Below are 21578 nucleotides of genomic sequence, written 5' to 3'. Positions count from 1 at the left end.
CGATCAATAGGCCTGTAGCTGCTGCCGAAGGCTGCGATCGGCCGCGCAGCGGACGTGCTTCGGCGATCGCAGGAAGGTCCTTCGGACCTTTTCGCAGCCTGCGGCAGCGGCTACAGGGGTTGTCGTTCAGGCTGGGTGTCTTAGAACACCGAGGCGTAGTCGCCCAGCTCGACCTGTACCGACTTGATGCGGGTGAAGTTGTTCAGCGAGCTGATGCCGTTCTCACGGCCAACACCCGATTGCTTGTAGCCGCCAACCGGCATCTTGGCGTCGGATTCGCCCCAGGCGTTGATCCAGCAGATACCGGCTTCGAGCTGATGAATCACGCGGTGGGCGCGGTTCAGGTCCTTGGTGACGATGCCGGCAGCCAGGCCGAAGTCGGTGTCGTTGGCGCGGCGGATCACTTCTTCTTCGGTTTCGTAAGTCAGGATCGCCATCACTGGGCCGAAGATTTCTTCACGGACGATGGTCATGTCGTCGGTGCAGTCGGTGAACACGGTCGGTGCAACGAAGGCACCCTTGGCGAATTCGCCGTCGGTCAGGCGCTCGCCGCCGCACAGTACGCGGGCACCTTCTGCTTTGCCCTTGGCGATGTAGCCCAGCACGCTTTCCATGTGCTGGAAGCTGACCAGCGGACCGAAGTTGGTGTTTTCGTCTTCCGGGTTGCCGATGCGGATGCGCGCTACGCGCTCGGCGATCTTGGCTTCGAAAGCGGCTTTCAGGTGGCTCGGTACGAACACGCGAGTACCGTTGGTGCAGACCTGACCGGAGCTGTAGAAGTTGGCCATCATGGCGGTGTCGGCGGCGCGATCCAGGTCAGCGTCGTCGAAGATGATCAGCGGCGACTTGCCGCCCAGTTCCATGGTCACGTCTTTGAGCGAGGAGCTGGAAGCGCTGGCCATGACTTTCTTGCCGGTGTCGGTGCCGCCGGTGAAGGAGACTTTCTCGATACGCGGGTGCTCGGTCAGCCAGGTGCCGACTTCACGGCCGCTGCCGGTCAGCACGTTGAACACGCCAGCCGGTACGCCGGCTTCGGTGTAGATCTCGGCCAGTTTCAGGGTGGTCAGCGAGGTGACTTCGCTGGGCTTGAAGATCATCGCGTTACCGGCGGCCAGGGCTGGCGCGGATTTCCACAGGGCGATCTGGATCGGGTAGTTCCAGGCGCCGATGCCGGCGACCACGCCCAGAGGCTCGCGACGGGTGTAGACGAAGGACGTGGTGCGCAGCGGGATCTGCTCGCCTTCGATGGCCGGTACCAGGCCTGCGTAGTATTCCAGCACGTCAGCGCCGGTGACGATGTCCACGTACTTGGTTTCGGAGAAGGCTTTACCGGTGTCCAGGGTTTCCAGAGCGGCCAGTTCGTCGTTGCGCTCGCGGAGGATTTCCACGGCGCGACGCAGGATGCGCGAACGCTCCATGGCAGTCATGGCGGCCCAGATCTTCTGGCCTTTTTCGGCGCTGACTACGGCGCGTTCCACGTCTTCCTTGGTCGCACGCTGCACTTGTGCGAGAACTTCACCGTTGGCCGGGTTGATGGCATCGAAAGTGGCGTCGCTGCCGGCATCGGTGTAGCCGCCGTCGATGTAGAGTTTTTGCAGTTCGAAACGGGCCATAGTGTCCTCGCAAGTGCATTAAGTAGTGGGCTTGACCACCGGGCGTATCCCGAAGTTCAGGACACGTTGATCAGTGGCGGGTCAGGGGCCGAGCGTCTCTTTTGTGCTCTGGCGCTCCTGCTTAGCCAGTTGTAGATCCATGTATTCGTAAGCGATCCGTATCGCCTGGTCGGTGTCGAATGCATCACCCGACAAGGCACCACGCAGCCACAAACCGTCGATCAAAGCCGCCAGGCCGCGAGCTGCCTTGCGCGCATGGTAGAGCGGCAGGGCACGGCGGAACTGGCAACACAGGTTGGAATACAAGCGGTGGTCGTTGATCCGCTGCAACCTGTGCAAATCGGGCTGGTGCATGCTGGAAGCCCAGAAGGCCAACCAGGTTTTCATTGCCGGGCCGTTCACCTGGCTGGCATCGAAGTTGCCCTCGATGATCACTTTCAGGTGAGCGCGCGGGCTGTCGTCCGTCAGGGCCTGGCGGCGTGCTCTGACGCCTTCGTTGAGCATGCTCATGATGTAACCCATCGTCGCTGCGATCAGGCCGTTCTTGTCCCGAAAGTAGTGACTGATGATGCCGTTTGAAACACCGGCCAAACGGGCGATCAGCGCAATGCTGGCGTCCCCCATTCCGACCTGATCGACGGCCTGTAGCGTGGCTTCGATCAATTGCTGGCGGCGTATGGGTTGCATACCGACCTTGGGCATCTGATACCTCTCCTTAGGCCTGTCGGCGGGCGTATGACGCCGGTCGACTTGTGGGCCAGTCTATTTTGTTTTGATTGAACGTTCAATCAACAAAGAATAAGATCTGCGACAAATCGTCGCTGCCTGGGGAGGTTTTCCTACTCGCGGACGGCGGGAAAACGACCTCCGAAATAGCCCAAAACTTACACGTGGCATGGCGTGGACCGGCAAGAGTAAGGACGTGTTGAAGGGGCAGGACGCTCCGGGGAACAGGCGACGAGCTGCAGGTTCGTCACTGACCTTGGATGCGGGTGCGCAACGCGGCTTTTGCGGTTTCGGGCTTTTTCGGGGTGTCTTTATATCACCCGATGATCGGCTGCCAACTAACCGATTGGTCGGGTGCGGTGTTGCCTTGTGTCCTTCTCTCGCACTGCCTGGAGCATCTGTGCAATGAGTTCTGCCTCTCTTATAAAGACCCCACCGGAGAAGGTGCGGGTCAACGGTTGGGTGTTCTACACCTCCACCGCGCTGATCCTGTTGTTGACCGCCATTCTGATCATCGCCCCGCAAGAGGCCGGCCGACTGCTGGGCATTGCCCAGGCCTGGTTGTCCCGCAGCTTCGGCTGGTACTACATGGTGGTGATCGCCGCTTACCTGGTGTTCGTGGTGGGCCTGGCGTTCTCCTCCTACGGCAAGCTCAAGCTGGGGACCAAGCAAGACACCCCGGACTTCAGCTACGGTGCCTGGGCCGGGATGCTGTTCTCTTCCGGTATCGGTATCTCGCTGCTGTACTTCGGTGCTTCCGAGCCCCTGGATCACTACTTCAACCCGCCTGAAGGCGTACCCGGCAGCAACCTGGCCGCACGCCAGGCGTTGCAGCTGACCTTCCTGCACTGGGGCCTGCATGGCTGGGCGATCTACGCCCTGGTGGGCCTGGCGGTGGCGTACTTTGCCTATCGTCATAACCAGCCGCTGGCGCTGCGTTCGGCGTTGTATCCGCTGGTGGGCGAGCGCTGGGTCAAGGGCGCGGCCGGCCACGCAGTGGACGGTTTCGGCATGTTCGTGACCCTGCTGGGCCTGGTGACCAACCTCGGGATTGGTTCGATGCAGGTGTCTTCCGGCCTGGAAAACCTGTTCGGCATGGAGCACAGCAACACCAACCTGCTGATCGTGATCATCGTCATGAGCACGGTGGCCACCATTGCTGCGGTGTCCGGTGTGGAAAACGGCATCCGCCGCCTGTCCAACCTGAACATCGTGCTGTTCAGCGGTCTGTTGATTTTCGTCCTGCTGTTCGGCCCAACCTTGCACCTGCTCAACGGCTTCGTGCAGAACGTCGGCGACTACCTCAACGGCGTGGTGCTCAAGACCTTCGACCTCTACGTGTATGAAGGCGACAACGCCAAGTCCGACCGCTGGCTGGGCCTGTGGACCCTGTTCTACTGGGCCTGGTGGATTTCCTGGGCGCCATTCGTAGGCATGTTCATTGCGCGTATTTCCCGTGGTCGCACCGTGCGTGAGCTGGTCGCCGGCGTGCTGCTGATTCCCCTGGGCTTCACCCTGGCCTGGCTGTCGATCTTCGGTAACTCGGCCCTGGACCTGGTGGTCAACCAGGGAGCGGTGGAACTGGGCAAGACGGCGCTGGAACAGCCGTCCATGGCGATCTACCAACTGCTTGAGCACTACCCGGCCTCGAAGATTGTCATCGGTGTCTCGATCTTCGTCGGCTTCGTGCTGTTCCTGACCCCCGCCGACTCCGGCGCGGTGATGATGGCCAACCTGTCCTGCAAGGGCGGCAACGTCGACGAAGACGCCCCGCACTGGCTGCGGATCTTCTGGTCGGTGGTGATCACCCTGGTGACCATCGGTCTGTTGTTCGCCGGTAACTTCGAAGCCATGCAGACCATGGTGGTGCTGGCCGGCCTGCCGTTCTCGGTGGTGCTGATCTTCTTCATGTTCGGTTTGCACAAGGCCATGCGCCAGGACGTGCAGATCGAGCAGGAACAAGCGCAATTGGCCGAGCGCGGTCGCCGTGGTTTCAGCGAGCGTCTGACCCAGCTGGACCTGCAACCGACCCAGTCGGTGGTGCAGCGTTACATGGACAAGCACATCAGCCCGGCGCTGCAGGAAGCCGTCGCGCAACTGCGCACCCTGGGCCATGAAGTGCAGACCAACCTGGGCAAGTCCAAGAGTTTGCTGGGCCTGCGGGTGGAAATGGAGGAAGGCAATCCCTTCGTCTATGAAGTGAGCCTGGACGGCTACCTGGCGGCGCCGAGCGAATCGGCCCAGCCGGAAGGGGCGGACAGCGAAGTGCGCAGTCGTTTCTACCGCGCCGAGGTGTACCTGCACAACGGCAGCCAGGAATACGACTTGATGGGCTTCACCCAGGAGCAGATCACCCGTGATGTGCTCGATCAGTTCGAAAGCCATCGGCAACTCCTTGGCCGGGTCTATAGCTGAGTGAAGTAACGGACCGCTCCCGACGGAGCGGCTCCAGCCGCTGTAGGAGCCGGCTTGCCGGCGAAGGCGCCCTTCAAGGGGGCTGCAAGGCTTCAGGGCCTGTTCGCTGGCGAGCCAGCTCCTACAGAAGGGCGTGTGTCGATAAAGCAAAACGCCGCGATTGCTCGCGGCGTTTTTGTGTCTGCGGCTTAACCCAGGTTCTTGCCGAGCAGCGCGTGGTAGAGCTCGCTGTCGCCAAGGATGCCGACGACTTTCTGGTTGTCGTGGAGCACCAGTTTGTTGCCGGTCTGGTAGCGGATCTGCAGGGCGTCGCGCATGCCGATGTTGGAGTCCACCAGGGTCGGGTGCCGACCCAGTTCTTCCACCGCTTGCCCCGGAACCCAGTTCTGCAGGTCCATCTGCGAGCCGTTGCGCCGGGCGCCCTTGATGGTGTTGCCCTCCGCCAGGTCGAGCCAGGAGTCGCCGCCCGGGTCCAGGCACACGGAGCCGTTGACCCGCTTGCAGTTGTCCAGGCTGCGCATCAGGCTGCGACCGCAGAGCACGTTCAGCGGGTTGGTGTGGGCGACGAAGGTGCGCACATAGTCGTCCGCGGGGTTGAGCACGATCTCTTCCGGCTTGCTGTACTGGATGATCCGCCCGTCTTTCATGATGGCGATGCGGCTGCCCAGCTTCAGGGCCTCGTCCAGGTCGTGGCTGACAAACACGATGGTCTTGCTCAGCTTGCGTTGCAGTTCCAGCAACTCGTCCTGCAGACCCTGGCGGATCAGCGGGTCGAGGGCCGAGAAAGGTTCGTCCATCAGCAGGATATCGGCGTCCATGGCCAGGGCGCGGGCCAGGCCCACACGCTGCTGCATGCCGCCGGACAGCTCGTCGGGCTTCTTGTTGCGCCACTGGGTCAGGCCCACCAGCTCAAGTTTCTCGTCCACCAGCTTGCGCCGTTCCTTCTCCGGTCGGCCCTGCATCTCCAGGCCGAAGCTGATGTTCTCGCGCACCGTCAGCCAGGGCATCAGGGCGAACTTCTGGAACACCATGGCGATGCGCTGGGTGCGCATCATCTTCAGTTCGGCGGGGGAGCAGGAGGCAATGTCGATCTGCTGGCCTTCGTGTTCGACGAACAGCTTGCCGCGGCTTACGGTGTTCAGGCCGTTGATGCAGCGCAACAGGCTCGACTTGCCGGAACCGGAGAGGCCCATCAGCACGCAGATCTCGCCTTTCTGCACGTCCAGGCTGGCCTTTTCCACGCCGACGATCTGCCCGGTTTTCTTCAGGATCTCGTTGCGGGTCATGCCCTGGTCCAGCAGCTTGAGCGCCTCCCGTGGGTCCTTGGAGAAGATAACGTCGACGTTATCGAAGCGGATTATGCTCATGCGTCACCCCCTACTTTGGCTTCAGGTTGTTTGCAGATGCGGTCGAGCATGATCGCCAGCAGCACGATCGCCAGGCCGGCTTCGAAGCCCAGGGCAATGTCGGCGGTGTTGAGTGCGTTGACCACGGGTTTGCCCAGGCCGTCGGCGCCGACCAGGGCGGCGATCACCACCATCGACAACGACAGCATGATGCATTGGGTAATACCGGCGGCGATGCTCGGCATGGCGTGGGGCAGCTCAATGCGCGACAACAACTGACGGCGCGAACAGCCAAAGGCCTTGCCCGCGTCCATCAACTCTTGTGGAACATCGCGAATGCCCAGGTAGGTCAGGCGGATCGGCGCGGCAATGGCGAACACCACCGTGGAGATCAGGCCGGGTACCACCCCGAGGCCGAACAGGGTCAGGGTCGGGATCAGGTAGACGAATGTGGGGACGGTCTGCATCAGGTCCAGGACCGGACGCATCATGGTGTAGAACAGCGGCTTGTGCGCGGCGACGATTCCCAGGGGCACGCCGATCAGCACGCAGACCAGGGTGGCGAACAGCACCTGGGCCAGGGTTTCCATGGTTTCCTGCCAGTACCCCAGATTGAGGATCAGCAGGAAGGACAGCACGACAAATACAGTCAGGCCCCATTTGCGCTGGATCAGGTGCGCCAGCAGGGCAATCAGGCCGATCAGGGCCAGGGGATTGAACCAGGTCAGCGCGAACGTCACGCCGTGGATCATGGTTTCCAGGGTGGTAGCGATCGCATCGAAGGTGCTGGCACCGTGTTTCGTCAACCAGTCTACGAAAGCCGCGATGTACTGGCCCAGGGGGATTTTCTGATCAGTGAGCATGGTATTGAACGTCCGCATGCAAGGAAAAAACAGCCCGGGCGGGCAAGCCCGCCCGGCGTAAGCGATTACTGGGCAAGCTTGGCCTTCACGGCTTCCAGGCCGGGTTTACCGTCAATGGTGGTCACGCCAGCGAGCCAGGTATCGAGCACCTGTGGATTCTTCTTCAGCCAGGCCTTGGCGGCCGCGTCAGGTTTCATCTTGTCGTCCAGCACGTTGCCCATCAGGGTGCTTTCCATGTTCAGGGTGAACGATAGGTTCTTCAGCAACTGGCCCACGTTGCTGCACTCGGTGGTGTAGCCCTTGCGGGTGTTGGTGTAGATGGTGGCCTGGCCGAAGTTGGGGCCAAAGAAGTCGTCGCCACCGGTCAGGTACTTCATCTTGAAGCGTGTGTTCATCGGGTGCGGTTCCCAGCCCAGGAACACCACCGCGGTGTCGCGACGCTGAGCGCGCTCAACCTGGGACAGCATGCCCGCTTCGCTGGACTCCACCACCTTGAAGCCGGCGTCCTTGAGGCCAAAGGCGTTCTTGTCGATCATCGTCTGGATGGTGCGGTTGCCGTCGTTGCCCGGCTCGATGCCGTAGATCTTGCCGTCCAGCTCCTTCTTGAACTTGGCGATGTCGGCGAAGTCTTTCAGGCCTTTGTCATACAGCGACTCGGGAACTGCCAGGGTGTACTTGGCGTTTTCCAGGTTGGCGCGCACGGTCTCCACGGTGCCAGCGTCGCGGTAGGGCTTGATGTCGTTTTCCATGGTCGGCATCCAGTTGCCGAGGAACACGTCCATGTTCTTGCCGTCGGCCAGGGACTTGTAGGTCACCGGCACGGAAATCATCGTGGTCTTGGTCTTGTAGCCCAGGGCGTTGAGCACAACGCTGGTGGTGGCGGTGGTCACGGTGATGTCGGTCCAGCCGACATCGGAGAAGTTTACGGTGCTGCATTGCTCCGGTTCTGCGGCGTGTGCCAGAAGCGGCAGACTCAGCATGGCGGCCAACAACAACGACGGGGAACCTTTCATAGGGGAGACTCCTGGATGTTTTTTTGGCGGCGTATGGACCGCGCTTATAAGTGTGGCGGTTGGTGTGCCGGGGACAGCTCTACCACCGTGCCTTGCAATCGAGTCGAGACTGATCATGTACCAGTGAAAAACTGTCGCCTACGGGGTGCGTCGTATCCAGTACAGGGAGGGTCGCATCCAGTGTCGGTGAGGTCGCTTACAGTGTTTCCGGGCATTTTTTCCTGCATCTGAGCCGCAAAAAACGCCCAGAACCCGAGCCTCGCGCCAGGCGGCGTTGGTGGACATGAGTGAGTCGGTGTCAGACGTCGCGAGGCGCGGTAAAAGCCTGATGATGCGCCCTTCTCGGCGGATTGCAGCTTGAGCGTAGCAGCTCCGTCAGAGGGCGTTTTCAGCGCCTGGACTGTGCTCATCGAGGAGTTACGCAGTAATGGCTATCAGTGTTTTCGACTTGTTCAAGATCGGCATCGGGCCTTCCAGTTCCCACACCGTCGGGCCCATGCGCGCCGCGGCGTTATTCGTCCAGGTATTGAAGGAACGCCATCTGCTGGAGCAGGTGCGGCGGATCGAAGTGCAACTGTTCGGTTCGTTGTCGGCCACTGGCATTGGCCATGGCAGCGACAACGCGGTGATCATGGGCTTGATGGGGGAGTGGCCCGATGCGATCGACCCGTCGCTGATCGGCCCGCGTATCGAACGGCTCAGGGAAACCCACACCCTGTTGCTGGACGGACGGCTGGCTGTGCCGTTCACCTGGTCCCGGGACATGCGCCTGCTGGACGAAAACCTGCCCTTTCACCCCAACGCCATGACCCTGGTGGCTGAAGGTGAAGGCGGGGAGCTGTTGCGCGATACCTATTATTCAGTGGGCGGCGGTTTTGTCGTCGACCAGGCCCAGGCCAGTAGCGGCGTGGCGGACCTGGATCGTAGCGAGCTGCCTTACGATTTCTCCAGTGCGGTGGAACTGCTCAGCCTGTGCCAGAAGCACAACCTGCGAGTCGCCGAACTGATGCTGGCCAACGAGAAGGTCTGGCGTTCGGAAGAAGAAATCCGCAGCGGCCTGATGACGCTGTGGCGCGCGATGCAGGATTGCGTGGAACAGGGGCTCAAACACGAAGGCATCCTGCCCGGCGGGCTCAATGTACGTCGGCGCGCGGCCAAGCTGCATCGCAGCCTGCAGGAACTCAATAAACCCAATGTGATCGGCTCGACCTTGAGCGCCATGGAGTGGGTCAACCTGTTCGCCCTGGCGGTGAACGAGGAGAACGCCGCCGGTGGACGCATGGTCACCGCGCCCACCAACGGCGCAGCGGGGATCATTCCGGCGGTACTGCACTATTTCATGAAGTTCAGCGAGGACGTGACCGACGCCAACGTGGTGGACTTTTTTCTGGGCGCGGCGGCCATCGGCATCCTGTGCAAGAAGAACGCTTCGATTTCCGGGGCCGAAGTCGGTTGCCAGGGCGAAGTGGGTTCGGCCTGTGCCATGGCCGCGGCGGGCTTGGCGGAGATTCTCGGGGCCACGCCCGAGCAGTTGTGCAACGCCGCGGAAATTGGCCTGGAGCATAACCTCGGCCTGACCTGCGACCCGGTGGGCGGGCTGGTGCAGGTGCCCTGCATCGAGCGCAACGCGATTGCCGCGGTGAAGGCGATCAATGCCGCGCAGATGGCCTTGCGCGGCGACGGCCAGCACTTCATCTCCCTGGACCGGGTGATCCGCACCATGCGTGATACCGGGGCCGACATGCACGACAAATATAAAGAGACTTCTCGCGGTGGGCTGGCGGTGAGTGCCGTGGAGTGTTGAGTCTGCATGGGGCGTTACGCCGGCTACTGCACAGGGACGGCGGCGCGCCCAAATTGCTCATCAGAGGAGGGGCGCGCCACCTTTTAGCGCGTCGTGAATAGACAAGTGGCCAGGCGGGCTGATGGACCTCGGCGTCCGTCGCTCGGTTGTGCTTTGAGTGACACTCGCCAGTCCTGGCCCGACGCATCGGTCGCGCAAGTGCTACCTAACTGCTCACCGCTGCGCCTGCCGCCTTCTGTGCGGTGATTCCGGCGCTTCTTATCCGCACATTGCCAAGGGCTATATAGACGCGTCGCGACGTCGTTTTCAGGAGTTATTGAATGCCCATTCAACTTTAGGCATGGCAATTGCTCTGTGAATATCAAGCCCGCCTCCGATGAGTCGCAGGGCACATAAAAAGAGCCTCCGCCTGAGGCCATCACCCGCTTTGTGTGAGGAGATATCGCGATGACGTCGTTCAACTCCGGGGCCCAACCCCAGAACCGTGCGCCTCAATCCATCGGCTTTCTGCTGCTGGACAATTTCACGCTGATTTCCCTGGCCTCCGCAGTCGAACCCCTGCGCATGGCCAACCAACTGTCCGGCCGCGAGCTGTATCGCTGGACCACCCTCAGCGTCGATGGCGGTCAGGTCTGGGCCAGTGACGGTCTGCAAATCACCCCCGACGCCTCCATGCACAAAGCCCCCAGCCTCGACACCGTGATCGTCTGCGGCGGCATCGGCATCCAGCGCACCGTGACCCGTGAACATGTGTCCTGGTTGCAAAGCCAGGCTCGCCAGTCGCGCCGCCTCGGCGCGGTGTGCACCGGCAGTTGGGCCCTGGCCTGCGCCGGTCTGCTGGACGGCTTCGATTGCAGCGTGCACTGGGAATGCCTGGCGTCGATGCAGGAAGCCTTCCCCCGGGTCGCCATGAGCACCCGCCTGTTCACCCTCGACCGCAACCGTTTCACCAGCTCCGGCGGCACCGCGCCACTGGACATGATGCTGCACCTGATCAGTCGCGATCATGGCCGTGAGTTGTCAGCGGCGATCTCGGAGATGTTCGTTTACGAGCGCATCCGCAACGAGCAGGATCACCAGCGCGTGCCCCTCAAGCACATGCTCGGCACCAACCAGCCCAAGCTCCAGGAAATCGTTGCGCTGATGGAAGCCAACCTCGAAGAGCCGATCGATCTGGACGAGCTGGCGGTGTACGTGGCCGTCTCCCGGCGACAGTTGGAGCGGCTGTTCCAGAAGTACCTGCATTGTTCGCCGTCGCGCTACTACCTCAAGCTGCGGTTGATCCGCGCGCGGCAACTGCTCAAGCAGACGCCGATGTCGATCATCGAAGTGGCGTCGGTGTGTGGTTTTGTCTCTACGCCACACTTCTCCAAGTGCTACCGCGAGTACTTCGGCATTCCGCCCCGTGACGAGCGCATCGGCTCCAACACCACCCAGCAGGTGGCGATGATGCCGCTGCCGCAAGCCATGGTCCTGGCGCCGCTGTCCGGCCCGCTGTCGGCCTTGAGTCAGGCGCGCAACGAGTCGACCTTCGCCAGCGTGCGGCTGTAGTCACAGACGCTTCTTGAAATACACCACGCGTTCGGTTTCTTCGAAACCCAGCGCGTGGTGCAGTGTCTGGCTGGCCAGATTGTCCAGGCTGGTGTCAGACGCAATCTCCACACACCCGGCCTGGCGTCCCCACTGGCTGACCTGCTCGATCAGTTGCTGGGCAACGCCCTGGCGACGGTGCTCGGGAGCCACATAGATTCCTTCGAGAAACACCACCGGCGAACTCTCGGTGCCGTTGACGTAGTCGTGGCGCAGCGCCGCCTCGGCCAGGCCGATGGCTTCACCGTTCTGGGCAAAGGCCAGCCAGCAGCCATAGCGCTCGGGGGCGGCCAGCATCTGGCGGATTTCGGCCAGGTGCTCCTCTGGTGGGCAGTCGGGCCACAGGCCCAGGCGCAATTGCAGCCAGCTGGCCGCGTCGGCGGATGAGCCGGGCTGTATCGGGATCATGAGTGCTTGCCTGTTTTCGCCAGAGGGACGCGCACTCTAGCAATCCGCTCAGGGCACAGGGAGACTCACGCGCGTTTTTGCTGCAGGTACTCGGCCAGGGCCGGCAGCAACTGGCGATCAATGGCCTGGCGCACCGCGGGAAGAATGGTCGCATTACCGGTGAGCATCTGCTCCACCATGCCCTTGAGCGCCTTGGCCCGTGCATCGCTCAAACCGCGCACCGCACATTCACAGGCCTGCTCGGCGCTGGCGCCTGCGGGCATCTCGAAACCCAGGGCCCGGAGTTGTCCCAGCAGGTCGTCCTGATCAATCAAATCCGCATGCATCATGACGCTCATCCTTATTCAGGTAACGTGGTCGTCAGTCGATTCTGGTTGGCCGTCCGGGTGGCGGCAAGGGCAGATGGTCGCGATGGCCCGTTTACCTATGAACAGGTCGTTTTCGGCTAACTCGATGGCTGATGGCCGGTTGCAACAGCGTCTGGAAAAAGACGGTCAATCAAGTCTCGCGGCGCTTGCGTGTGATGGCCCGGGCTTGCATAAGGGTGGATATTGAGCCGTGCTGGCGCTAAAGGACCCCCGCCGCAAGCGGCGGGGGTTGGCAGGATGGCCGTTGGGGCAGAAATAAAGGGAGCTGTAGTGGATGAAAGTGATGTTCAACCTGGGTTTGGCCTGTTTGTTGTGGCTGGTTTGCAGCGCGGCTGCGGCAGCCACCGAGTGTGGCGATTTTTTGCGGGCCATGACCGATCCGCCGAAATCCCTGGAGTTTTTTCACTGTGAGTCGCAGCCCGAGGATCAGGGCGCACCACTGACCGCGAGGTATCGGGTCAAAGGTCAGGATGCCCATCAGGTAGAGCGCTATCTGCAGCGGGAACTGGGGCTGCAGGAGGGGCTCAAGTTTGTCTGCTGTGGCTGGGAAACGAAGGGGTTCATTTCCTATAGGGATAAGAAGACCGGGCGTCATTATCAGATCGGCATGGGCTCTGAAGAGACGCCCTACAACCAGCGCCGGGATTGGCACAAGATCGGCTATTTCTACGTGACGGTGGTGTTCTATACCGAGGACATCTGAACCCCTGCAATGGCCCTATTGCCTACGGGCAGGTCGTTTTCGGCTAACTCGCGAGCAGGCAGAGTGGGCAGACTGCAACCAGCTCGCGCCGTGTTGGTTTGGTCACCTTCTCACCGCAGCTCCTCAGCAGTAGTCCCTGCCTCGATCCTGTCACGGCTTGATCGGGGCTTTTTTTTGCCTGTGGAGGTTTTGCCGGCAAGCTTCGCTGGCCAGCCGGCTCCTGCGGGGAGCCGGTGGCCGGTGGGATGGGGATCAGCGCTGCAGGACCAGGATCCTGGAGAGCAGCTCGTCGCGGTCGATGTAGCAACCCTGGAAATGCCGGGCGCCGCTGGACGGGTCGAAGGCGTTGCGGGCATGCAGGGTCCGGCGGTTGTCGAAGCACCAGAGTTGTCCCGGGTCGAGGCGGCGGATCACTCGGAAGCGCGCCTCCCGGGTCATGGCGATAAATCGACGGTAGGCGTGATACAGCCGGGGCATCTGCTCCACCGAGGTGTCGAAGGGCCCGCGCAGGAAGTTGGCCATGCGGATCTCCGCCACCCGGCCCAGGGCATCCAGGGCAATGATCGGCGCCAGGCAGCGGTAGTCGCTGTGGCGGTCCTTGTTGCGAAATTCCACGGGTGTTTCACACAGCGTCAGGAAGGCCTCGGGGTCTTCACGGCGCAAGGCATCGGCGATGGCGAAGCCGTCGACGAAGATACTTTCACCGCCCACGGCGTCATTGACCAGGCAATGCAGGAACTGCAGTCCCGGTTGCAGCTCGCGGGTGGGCAGGTCGCTGTGCAGCGGCAGGTTGAAAGCGGTGTAGGCGTTGCTGTCGGCATCGGCCTTGGATTGCACGTTGAACAGCACGCCGAAGTTGCTCTCGCGGATAAACGAGATGCGTCGGGCGATCAGCGCCAGCGAACCGGGTTCCGTGGGGGCGCCCCGGACCTGGGTCAGGCCGGTGTCGCGCAGGGCCAGCAGCCATTGCAGCAGAGCCGCAGGATCGTCCATCAGGGCCTGATACTCGAATACCGGTAGTTGCAGGCTGCTGTCCCACAACTGGCTGTGCGCCTTGTGGGCGCGGCGCTCCTCGCGGGATTGCTCGTCATAGGCGTGGGCCCGCAGCCAGCCGGGATCGAAGCGGCTACGGTGGCCGTCCGACCATTCGAGGCACAGGCAGCCCTGGCTGTCGATGTGCGCCCCGTGGCAGCCGAGGTCCTCGGCCACATCGACGATTTCCAGCACCTGTTCACGGGTCACGCTGTAGACGCATTCCGGGCAGGGGCAGTTGTCCCGCAGCCATTGATGGTGAAAGGGGCTGAGGCGGCCATCGGCCCAGTGCACCTGGACCCGGTCCGGCAGTACCTGGACGGCGCTCAACGGGCTGATCAGCGGATAACGGCGATAGTCGGCAAGGGCGGCGATGTTCACGGCGATCTCCTTTTCGGGCTGGTTGTCATTTTTCCGTTGGCAGGCCAATTACCCGGCCGATGTAGGTGGGACGCGGCAGCTCGGCCTGCTCGGCCGCCATGGTTTGCAGGCGCTGCAACACCGCTTCGTCGAATGGCGCGGAGCGGGGGCCGGCGAGGTCGACGTGGAGCAGCATCTGTTCGTTGCCGGCCAGCTCCTGGGGATCACCGACCTTGTGCAGGCTGTGATACAGGTGCAGGCGCTTGCGGTCGTGGCCGATGATCCGGGTATGGACTTCGACCTCGGTGTCGAGCTTCACCTCGTGCAGGTAGTTCAGGTGCAGTTCCAGGGTGAACAGTGAGTGGCCGCTGGCGTCGCGGTTGTCGCTGTCGAGCCCCAGGCGATCCATCAGTGCATCGGTGGCATAGCTGAAGATCAGCAGGTAGAAGGCATCACGCAGATGGCCGTTGTAGTCGACCCAGTCTTTGATGATGCGGGTGCTGTAGGTGGTCAGGGCAGGCATAGGATCACCGGATAACGGTAGGAGCCGGCTTGCCGGCGCAGGCGTCCGTTGGGTTTGCGCCTGGCTTGAGGGCCTATTCGCTGGCAAGCCAGCTCCTACAGGGGTTGGGTTAGTCGTGAAAGTGCATGCCGTGCTTGGCCTTGGTGGTTTTCACCGCCTCCAGCACCGCCAGCAGGCAGTCATCACGATAGCGCTCCAGGGCCGAAATGCTGTGGCTGCCCAGTTGCTCGGCGGTGCCCTCGACCACGTCATCGATCAGTTTGTCGGTCAGCTCCGGGGCCGGCAGGTAGGTCCAGGGCAGTTGCAGCGCCGGGCCGAACTGGGCCATGAAGTGACGCATGCCGGCGTCGCCTCCGGCCAGGGTGTAGGTGAGGAAGGTGCCCATGAACGACCAGCGCAGGCCGGCGCCAAAGCGGATCGCGTCGTCGATTTCCCCGGTGGTCGCTACCCCGTCATTGACCAGGTGCAGGGCTTCGCGCCACAGGGCTTCGAGCAAGCGATCGGCGATGAAGCCCGGCACTTCCTTGCGCACATGCAGTGGCCGCATCCCCAAGGATTCATAGACCTGGATCGCCGCCTGTATCGCCTCGGGTGCGGTGTGCTGGCCGCCCACCACTTCCACCAGCGGCAGCAGGTACACCGGGTTGAACGGGTGACCCACCACGCAGCGTTGCGGGTGGGTCGAGCCTTCGTAGAATTCGCTGGGCAGCAGGCCCGAGGTGCTGGAGCCGATCAGGGCGTTGGGCTTGGCCGCAGCGCTGATCTTGCTGTGCAGTTCCAGCTTGAGCTCCAGTCGCTCGGGAGCGCTTTCCTGGATGAAGTCGGCGTCTTTCACACACTCTTCGATGGTGCTGACAAAGCGCAGGCGCTGTGGCGAGGCGCCGGGGGCCAGGCCCTGTTGTTCCAGGGCGCCCCAGGCGTTGGCGACCCGCTGGCGCAGGGCAGCTTCAGCGCCCGGCGCCGGGTCCCAGGCCACCACGTCCAGGCCGTGGGCCAGGGCGCGGGCCACCCAGCCACTGCCGATCACGCCGCTGCCCAGAGCGGCGAAGGTTTTGATGTTGGTGATAAAAGTCATCGCGTCTTCCTGAAAAAAGAGTCTGTAGGCGCTGGCTTGCCAGCGAAGCGCTTGGCGGCTTTGCGCGCACCTGCGTCGGCAAGCTGGCTGCTATGGGGTCTGATGTGACGGCCTCTTCGCGAGCAAGCTCGCTCCTACACAGAGAGGTGGATTGGGGTCAGCCGCGTTGCTTGAGGCCCATTTTCTGGCGGCCTTCGGCCGGGGTCAGGACCCGGGCGCCGAGACGGCTGAGGATCTCCGTGGCCCGCTCCACCAGTTGGCCGTTGGTGGCGAGCACGCCGCGATCCAGCCACAGGTTGTCTTCCAGGCCGACCCGCACGTTGCCCCCCAGCAGCACCGCTTGCGCGGCCATGGGCATCTGCATGCGCCCGATACCGAAGCCTGCCCAGACCGCATCCGCCGGCAGGTTGTCGACCATGGCCTTCATGGTGGTGGTGTCCGCCGGGGCGCCCCAGGGAATGCCCAGGCACAGTTGGAACAGCGGGTTGTCCAGCAGGCCTTCCTTGATCATCTGCTTGGCGAACCACAGGTGCCCGGTGTCGAAGATCTCCAGCTCGGCTTTCACCCCCAGCTCCTGGATGCGCCTGGCACCGGCCCGCAGTTGGGCCGGGGTGGACACGTAGATGGTGTCGCCATCGCCGAAGTTGAGGGTGCCGCAGTCCAGGGTGCAGATCTCCGGCAGCAGTTCCTCGACATGGGCCAGGCGGGTCAGCGGCCCGACCAGATCGGTGTTGGGCCCGAACTCCATGGGGCTTTCGCCGGCGCCGATCTCCAGATCGCCGCCCATGCCGGCGGTGAGGTTGACGATGATGTCGACGTCGGCCTCGCGAATGCGCTCCATGACTTCGCGGTACAGCGCGACATCACGGCTGAACTTGCCGCTCGCAGGGTCCCGGACGTGGCAGTGGACCACCGTGGCGCCGGCCTTGGCGGCTTCGACCGCGGCGGCGGCTATCTGCTTCGGGGTGACCGGCACATGGGGGCTCTTGGCGGTCGTGTCGCCAGCACCGGTGAGTGCGCAGGTGATGATGACGTCGTGGTTCATGGTGCGGTTCCTTACAGGCGTGTTTGCTGGGGGCATGAGGTGGCCATGCGCAGCCCGGTGCGGGCTGCGGGGCGGTAGTGGCGGTTGCTTACTTGCTGGTCAGTTGCAGGTGTTCGGCGGCCGGCTTGCCATCGAAGGTGGTCACCCCTTCCAGCCAGCGCTGCTGGTCCTGCGGGTGGTCCTTGAGCCACTGCCGGGCGGACTCCAGGGCGTCCTTGTGCTCCAGCAGCGGCTGCATCATCCGGCTCTCGTCCTCGGCGCTGAAGGTCAGGTTGGTCAGCAGCCGGTGCACGTTCGGGCACTGCTCGGCATAGTTCGGCGCGGTGACGGTCCAGACCGTGGCCTGGCCCTCGTTCGGGCCCAGGGCGTTTTCACTGCCGCTGAGGTAGGTCATCTTGATGTTGACGTTCATCGGGTGCGGCGCCCAGCCGAAGAACACGATGGCTTCATTGCGTTTCACCGCCCGGGCCACCGCCGACAACATGCCGGCCTCGCTGGACTCCACCAGCTGGAACTTGCCCAGGCCGAACTGGTTCTTGGCGATCATGTCCTTGATCTGGGTATTGGCTCCCGAGCCGGGCTCGATGCCGTAGATCTTGCCCCCCAGCTCCTTCTGGAACCTGGCGATGTCGGCGAAGGTCTTCAGGCCCTTGTCGGCCAGGTAGGAGGGGACGGCCAGGGTAGCGCGGGCGTCCTTGAGGCTGGGCTCGGCCAGGACCTTGACCTGGTTGGCGTCGACGAACGGGGTGATGGTCTGGGTCATCAGCGGGTTCCAGTAGCCGAGGAACAGGTCCAGGCGCTGGTCGCGGATGCCGGCGAAGATGATCTGTTGCGAGGCGCTGGTCTGCTTGGTCTTGTAGCCGAGGCCGTCGAGCAGGACCTGGGTCATGGCGCTGGTGGCGATCACGTCGGTCCAGTTGACCACGCCCAGCCGCACGTTCTGGCAACTGGGGGCGTCGGCGGCCATGGCTCCCGACGTCAGAAAAACGCTACCACTAAGCGCAAGCACACAGCGGCTGATCAGTCGTTTCATGTGGGTTCCCTCGGCAGGTTGTTATTGTCGATCCCGGCGTCTTGGTGCGTCGGTGAGCTCAAGGTACGCAGGCGTCGCCGGCGGTAAACGCACAGCGGCGACCGACTCTTGCACTGCAGCGACCTGGCCCCTTGTGGCTGGGGGGCATTTGGCGTATCACAGGGCCCACGCTGGCCGTCACCGGAGTGCGTTGCATGTCCCAGGACTTCTACTTCCTGCTGATGCCGGGGTTCTCCGCCATCGGTTTCATTTCCGCCATCGAGCCACTGCGGGTGGCCAACCGTTTTCGTGGCGAGCTGTATCGCTGGCATGTGCTCAGCGCCGATGGCGGCGCGGTGCTGGCCAGCAACGGTATGTCGGTCAATGTTGACGCGGCCCTGGAGCCGCTGAAGAAGGGCGCAACCTTGTGGGTGGTGGCCGGCTTCGAGCCGTTGAAGTGCCTGAGTCCCGCCCTGGAACACTGGTTGCGACGCCTGGACCTGGAGGGCGTGACCCTCGGCGGTATCGACACCGGCAGCGTGATTCTCGCGGAATCCGGGCTGCTGGAGGGGCATCGGGTGAGCCTGCACTGGGAAGCCATCGAGGCCTTCAAGGAGTCTTATCCACAGTTGAGCGTGACCCAGGAGTTGTTCGAGATCGATCGTCGGCGCATCACCTGTGCCGGTGGCACCGCGTCCATCGACATGATGCTCGACCTGATCGCCCAGGCCCACGGCCCGCAACTGGCGATCCAGGTCAGCGAACAGTTCGTGCTCGGGCGCATCCGCCCGCGCAAGGATCACCAGCGCATGGAAGTCGCCAGCCGCTATGGCATCAGCAACAAGAAACTGGTGCAGGTGATCGGCGAGATGGAGCAGCACAGCGAGCCGCCCCTGAGCACCCTGGCCCTGGCGGAATCGATCAAGGTCACCCGGCGCCAGCTGGAGCGGCTGTTCCGCCTGCACTTGAACGACACCCCGAGCAACTTCTATCTGGGCCTGCGTCTGGAGAAGGCCCGGCAACTGCTGCGCCAGACCGACATGAGCGTGCTGGAAGTGAGCATCGCCTGCGGGTTTGAGTCGCCGTCCTACTTCACCCGCAGCTACCGCGCGCGTTTTGTGCACTGCCCCCGTGAAGATCGGCGCCTGCTGGGGAGTGGCCGGGAGTCGGTTTGACAGGGGTTTATAGTCAATTATACTCGCGGCTATAAATTATAGTCCTGGCAATAATTGAGTATAAAACCATGTCGAAAAACACCGGTTTCGTGTTTCGTCGTCCTGCTCTGGCGCTCAATATTGCCGATGGCCTGGTGGGTTCGGGGATTCAGGATTACAGCTCGGGGCTGTTCCTGGCGGCGCCGCGGCGCACCGGGAAAAGTACCTTCCTGCGCGAGGACCTGCTGCCCGAATGCCAGAGCCGTGGCTGGCTGGCGGTTTATGTCGACCTTTGGGCCAATCGCGAAAAAGACCCCGCCGAGCTGATCGCCGCGGCCATTGCCGGGGCGCTGGTGCCTTTCGAGAAAGGCATTCGCAAACTGGCCAAGTCCCTCGGGGTGGAGAAGCTCAGCTTTCTGCGCACCCTGTCCTGGGATTTCAGCAAGTCCCAGTTGCCCGAAGGCGCGACCCTGACCCAGGCCCTGGAATTGCTCCACAGCGCCGCGGGCAAGACGGTGGTGCTGATAATCGACGAGGCCCAGCATGCCTTGAGCTCGGAGGCCGGGTTGAATGCCATGTTCGCGCTCAAGGCGGCCCGGGATCAGCTCAATCAGGGGCGGGACATGGATACCAGCGGCTTGCGCCTGGTGTTCACCGGGTCCAATCGCGACAAGCTGGCCCATCTGGTGCTCAACCGTAACCAGCCGTTCTTTGGTTCGAGCATCACCCCGTTCCCGCTGTTGGGACGGGATTTCACCAAGGCCTACACGGCCCATCTGAACGCTCATCTGGCGCCCACCAACCAGTTCAATGCCGATGATCTGGACCAGGCCTTCGAATGGGTTGGCCGGCGTCCGGAAATGCTCCGCAGCATCATTGGCCAGGTGGCCCTGGAGCTGGGGGAGGCGAGCCAGCTCAACGAGTTGTTGCGCAGCAGCGCCGAGATTCTCCGCGCCGGTGTCTGGAGCGAATTCGAAAGCGCCTGGAACGGTCTGACCCTGTCCCAGCGGGCGGTGCTGGAAGTGATGGTGGAGCGTTCGCGCAACAACCTGCCGTTCGCGCCCTTTACCGACGACACCCTGGCGGCGGTGGCCAAGGCGTTGCAGGCCATGGGCAGCGATACGCAACCGGGCACCCAGACGGTGCAAGCCTGTATCGATGCCCTGCGGGAAAAGGAGTTGGTGTGGAAGTCCAGCCGGGGCGCCTATGCCCTGGAAGACAATTCATTCGCCGACTGGCTGCAGCATTATCGGCGCCAACTGTAGCCGCTGCGCAGGCTGCGAACGGCCCGCAGGGACGCGAGGATCTCAGGCGCGCTGGATGTTTTGCGTTAGACCGCCAAGCAAGGCCCTGCGGTCCTTGTCGCAGCCTCGCCATGGCTCGACAGCGGCTACAGGTTTCGTTGCGAACGGTGAGGGTCTCAGGCGCGCTGGATGTTTGGCGTTAGACCGCCAAGCAGGGCCTCAGGATCATTTCTTCAGCAAGGCGGCGCAGGCGGTCTTGTAGGCTTCGTGCTGGTATTTGTTGAGGCTCGCCCCCAGCTCGAAGCTGTGCTTCTTGTGCTGGGCGTTGATGGTTTGCGGCGACAGCAGGGTCACTTCGCAATTATCCAGCAACTGAAACACGCCTTCGATCTTGAAGGTGGTGGGGCCGCCGGCAAATTCGCCTTTCTTGCTGCGCTTCTTGATGGCGATGCGGGTAATCCCGTGTTCGCGGACAAAGGCGTCGATCCGGGCGGCGAAGTCGCGAACGTTGCCCGCGTCATCGTCGTCTTCCAGGGCGATCTTCTTGATGGCCAGCGCCTGGTGGTACGGCGCGCCGTCTTGCAGGGAGGCGAGGGCGAAGATGGCTTCGCTGCCCTTGATCTCGATACCGCAGATGCTCATGAGTAACCCTTTCAATCGTTGAGTGGGGCGCAGCTTACAGCTCCAGCTGGTCGGCGCGTATACCGAAGACGGCGGCAATTTTTTCCCGGGTGCTCTTGCGGGGTCGGGCCACGCTCTCTTGTTGGGCGAAGGCCGGCTGAGAGATCCCCAGCCGCTTGGCAACCTCATCCTGGGTCAGGTGCAGGTACTCGCGCCAGGCCCGGATCGGCGTGGCGCCATCGACCATGCGACTGACCACGCCATGGGGGATCAGATCAGGCTCATTCTGCTGCGCAACGTACTGCGCGTAGGGAATCACCACGAACGCAGGCTTGCCGTCCGGGCCGTGGATGATCTGGATGTCAGTAGGTGCGTTCATCACGTTTTTTGACCTCTTGAACACTGACGATATGGATAACCCCGTCCCAATCAAACAGCACGCGGTACTGGCCAACCCGCAGGCGATAGGCATAGGTGTGGCCGGACAGGGCTTTGACGTTGCCACTGGCGGGCATGTCGGCCAGCAGGGCGATCGCATCACGAACCTGGACCTGATGCTCGTGGTGCAGTCGCATCAACTGCTTGACCGCTTTTCGACTCCAGAGGATTTCGTTCATGGCGGACTATATAAGCCTTTTATAAGGATTGCGAATCCTTGCTTAT

The 21578-nt window shown here is 62.6% G+C and carries 21 protein-coding genes; 6 read left to right on the top strand and 15 right to left on the bottom strand.

From position 1 onward, the window contains the following. Positions 1–140 precede the first annotated feature (140 nt). Together betB and betI are read right to left on the bottom strand one after the other, a co-directional pair. Positions 141–1613, bottom strand: coding sequence for a betaine-aldehyde dehydrogenase (gene betB, locus WIN67_RS28590; RefSeq protein WP_102881119.1), 1473 nt, complete (start codon positions 1611–1613; stop codon positions 141–143). Positions 1614–1694: 81 nt separating this feature from the next. Further along, entirely contained in the window at positions 1695–2315 is a 621-nt protein-coding gene (betI, locus tag WIN67_RS28585; RefSeq protein WP_016966359.1) for a transcriptional regulator BetI, read from the bottom strand. 486 nt (positions 2316–2801) lie between these two features. Here betI and WIN67_RS28580 point away from each other — a divergent pair, with 486 nt between their 5' ends. Further along, complete coding sequence (locus tag WIN67_RS28580) at positions 2802–4754, top strand: BCCT family transporter (RefSeq protein ID WP_267270074.1); 1953 nt, start codon at positions 2802–2804, stop codon at positions 4752–4754. 188 nt (positions 4755–4942) lie between these two features. Here WIN67_RS28580 and choV read toward each other — a convergent pair whose 3' ends face one another. The 3 genes from choV to WIN67_RS28565 all read right to left on the bottom strand — a co-directional run bounded on the left by choV (position 4943) and on the right by WIN67_RS28565 (position 7976). Continuing rightward, entirely contained in the window at positions 4943–6121 is a 1179-nt protein-coding gene (choV, locus tag WIN67_RS28575) for a choline ABC transporter ATP-binding protein (RefSeq protein WP_339070351.1), read from the bottom strand. Next, a complete protein-coding gene (choW, locus tag WIN67_RS28570) occupies positions 6118–6963 on the bottom strand; it encodes a choline ABC transporter permease subunit (protein ID WP_102862017.1) in 846 nt (281 codons plus the stop codon). Before choW ends, choV begins: the two co-directional genes overlap by 4 nt. A gap of 65 nt (positions 6964–7028) precedes the next feature. Continuing rightward, a complete protein-coding gene (locus WIN67_RS28565; protein WP_213665193.1) occupies positions 7029–7976 on the bottom strand; it encodes a choline ABC transporter substrate-binding protein in 948 nt (315 codons plus the stop codon). A gap of 427 nt (positions 7977–8403) precedes the next feature. Here WIN67_RS28565 and WIN67_RS28560 point away from each other — a divergent pair, with 427 nt between their 5' ends. Continuing rightward, positions 8404–9780, top strand: a complete 1377-nt coding sequence (locus WIN67_RS28560; protein ID WP_102881116.1) for an L-serine ammonia-lyase — start codon at positions 8404–8406, stop codon at positions 9778–9780. Positions 9781–10227: 447 nt separating this feature from the next. After that, the gene (locus WIN67_RS28555) at positions 10228–11331 is read left to right on the top strand and encodes a GlxA family transcriptional regulator (RefSeq protein ID WP_060841469.1); all 1104 of its coding nucleotides are present in this window, start codon (positions 10228–10230) and stop codon (positions 11329–11331) included. Here WIN67_RS28555 and aac(6') read toward each other — a convergent pair whose 3' ends face one another. Both aac(6') and WIN67_RS28545 read right to left on the bottom strand, forming a co-directional pair. Then, a complete protein-coding gene (gene aac(6') / locus WIN67_RS28550) occupies positions 11332–11778 on the bottom strand; it encodes an aminoglycoside 6'-N-acetyltransferase (RefSeq protein ID WP_102881115.1) in 447 nt (148 codons plus the stop codon). 65 nt (positions 11779–11843) lie between these two features. Beyond that, positions 11844–12107 (bottom strand): hypothetical protein, encoded by a 264-nt coding sequence (locus tag WIN67_RS28545; protein ID WP_025131152.1) that lies wholly within the window; start codon positions 12105–12107, stop codon positions 11844–11846. A 313-nt stretch (positions 12108–12420) separates the two neighbouring features. Here WIN67_RS28545 and WIN67_RS28540 point away from each other — a divergent pair, with 313 nt between their 5' ends. Beyond that, positions 12421–12849 (top strand): DUF4952 domain-containing protein, encoded by a 429-nt coding sequence (locus tag WIN67_RS28540; RefSeq protein ID WP_110594394.1) that lies wholly within the window; start codon positions 12421–12423, stop codon positions 12847–12849. A gap of 252 nt (positions 12850–13101) precedes the next feature. Here the strand turns inward: WIN67_RS28540 and WIN67_RS28535 are convergent, their stop codons facing one another. The 5 genes from WIN67_RS28535 to WIN67_RS28515 form a co-directional block, all read right to left on the bottom strand. After that, positions 13102–14262 (bottom strand): gamma-butyrobetaine dioxygenase, encoded by a 1161-nt coding sequence (locus WIN67_RS28535; RefSeq protein WP_110652405.1) that lies wholly within the window; start codon positions 14260–14262, stop codon positions 13102–13104. A gap of 25 nt (positions 14263–14287) precedes the next feature. Next, a complete protein-coding gene (locus tag WIN67_RS28530) occupies positions 14288–14764 on the bottom strand; it encodes a thioesterase family protein (protein ID WP_110652404.1) in 477 nt (158 codons plus the stop codon). Between the two features lie 109 nt (positions 14765–14873). Beyond that, entirely contained in the window at positions 14874–15839 is a 966-nt protein-coding gene (locus WIN67_RS28525) for an L-carnitine dehydrogenase (RefSeq protein ID WP_110652403.1), read from the bottom strand. A 157-nt stretch (positions 15840–15996) separates the two neighbouring features. Then, positions 15997–16884 carry a 3-keto-5-aminohexanoate cleavage protein gene (locus WIN67_RS28520; RefSeq protein WP_110594401.1) on the bottom strand — a complete coding sequence of 296 codons (888 nt, stop codon included), beginning with the start codon at positions 16882–16884 and terminating at the stop codon, positions 15997–15999. Positions 16885–16972: 88 nt separating this feature from the next. Further along, positions 16973–17917, bottom strand: coding sequence for a choline ABC transporter substrate-binding protein (locus tag WIN67_RS28515; protein ID WP_110652401.1), 945 nt, complete (start codon positions 17915–17917; stop codon positions 16973–16975). Positions 17918–18111: 194 nt separating this feature from the next. Between WIN67_RS28515 and WIN67_RS28510 the strand changes: the two genes are divergently transcribed. Both WIN67_RS28510 and WIN67_RS28505 read left to right on the top strand, forming a co-directional pair. Next, positions 18112–19071 (top strand): GlxA family transcriptional regulator, encoded by a 960-nt coding sequence (locus tag WIN67_RS28510; protein WP_339070350.1) that lies wholly within the window; start codon positions 18112–18114, stop codon positions 19069–19071. Positions 19072–19139: 68 nt separating this feature from the next. Continuing rightward, complete coding sequence (locus WIN67_RS28505) at positions 19140–20315, top strand: AAA family ATPase (RefSeq protein ID WP_102881107.1); 1176 nt, start codon at positions 19140–19142, stop codon at positions 20313–20315. 204 nt (positions 20316–20519) lie between these two features. Here the strand turns inward: WIN67_RS28505 and WIN67_RS28500 are convergent, their stop codons facing one another. The 3 genes from WIN67_RS28500 to WIN67_RS28490 are packed head-to-tail and all read right to left on the bottom strand — an operon-like array spanning position 20520 to position 21532. After that, on the bottom strand, positions 20520–20936 hold the full coding sequence (locus tag WIN67_RS28500) for a DUF3010 family protein (RefSeq protein WP_213665190.1): 417 nt from the start codon (positions 20934–20936) through the stop codon (positions 20520–20522). A gap of 34 nt (positions 20937–20970) precedes the next feature. After that, positions 20971–21294 carry a helix-turn-helix domain-containing protein gene (locus tag WIN67_RS28495; RefSeq protein ID WP_110652400.1) on the bottom strand — a complete coding sequence of 108 codons (324 nt, stop codon included), beginning with the start codon at positions 21292–21294 and terminating at the stop codon, positions 20971–20973. Continuing rightward, a complete protein-coding gene (locus WIN67_RS28490) occupies positions 21278–21532 on the bottom strand; it encodes a type II toxin-antitoxin system RelE family toxin (RefSeq protein ID WP_102881104.1) in 255 nt (84 codons plus the stop codon). The genes WIN67_RS28495 and WIN67_RS28490 overlap by 17 nt, the downstream gene beginning before the upstream one ends. Positions 21533–21578: the final 46 nt, after the last annotated feature.

This window comes from Pseudomonas idahonensis (assembly GCF_037903935.1).
GTDB lineage: Bacteria > Pseudomonadota > Gammaproteobacteria > Pseudomonadales > Pseudomonadaceae > Aquipseudomonas > Aquipseudomonas danubii.
The sequence above is the reverse complement of the archived record's forward strand: the minus strand, read 5'-3'. Positions and strand labels throughout refer to the sequence as shown.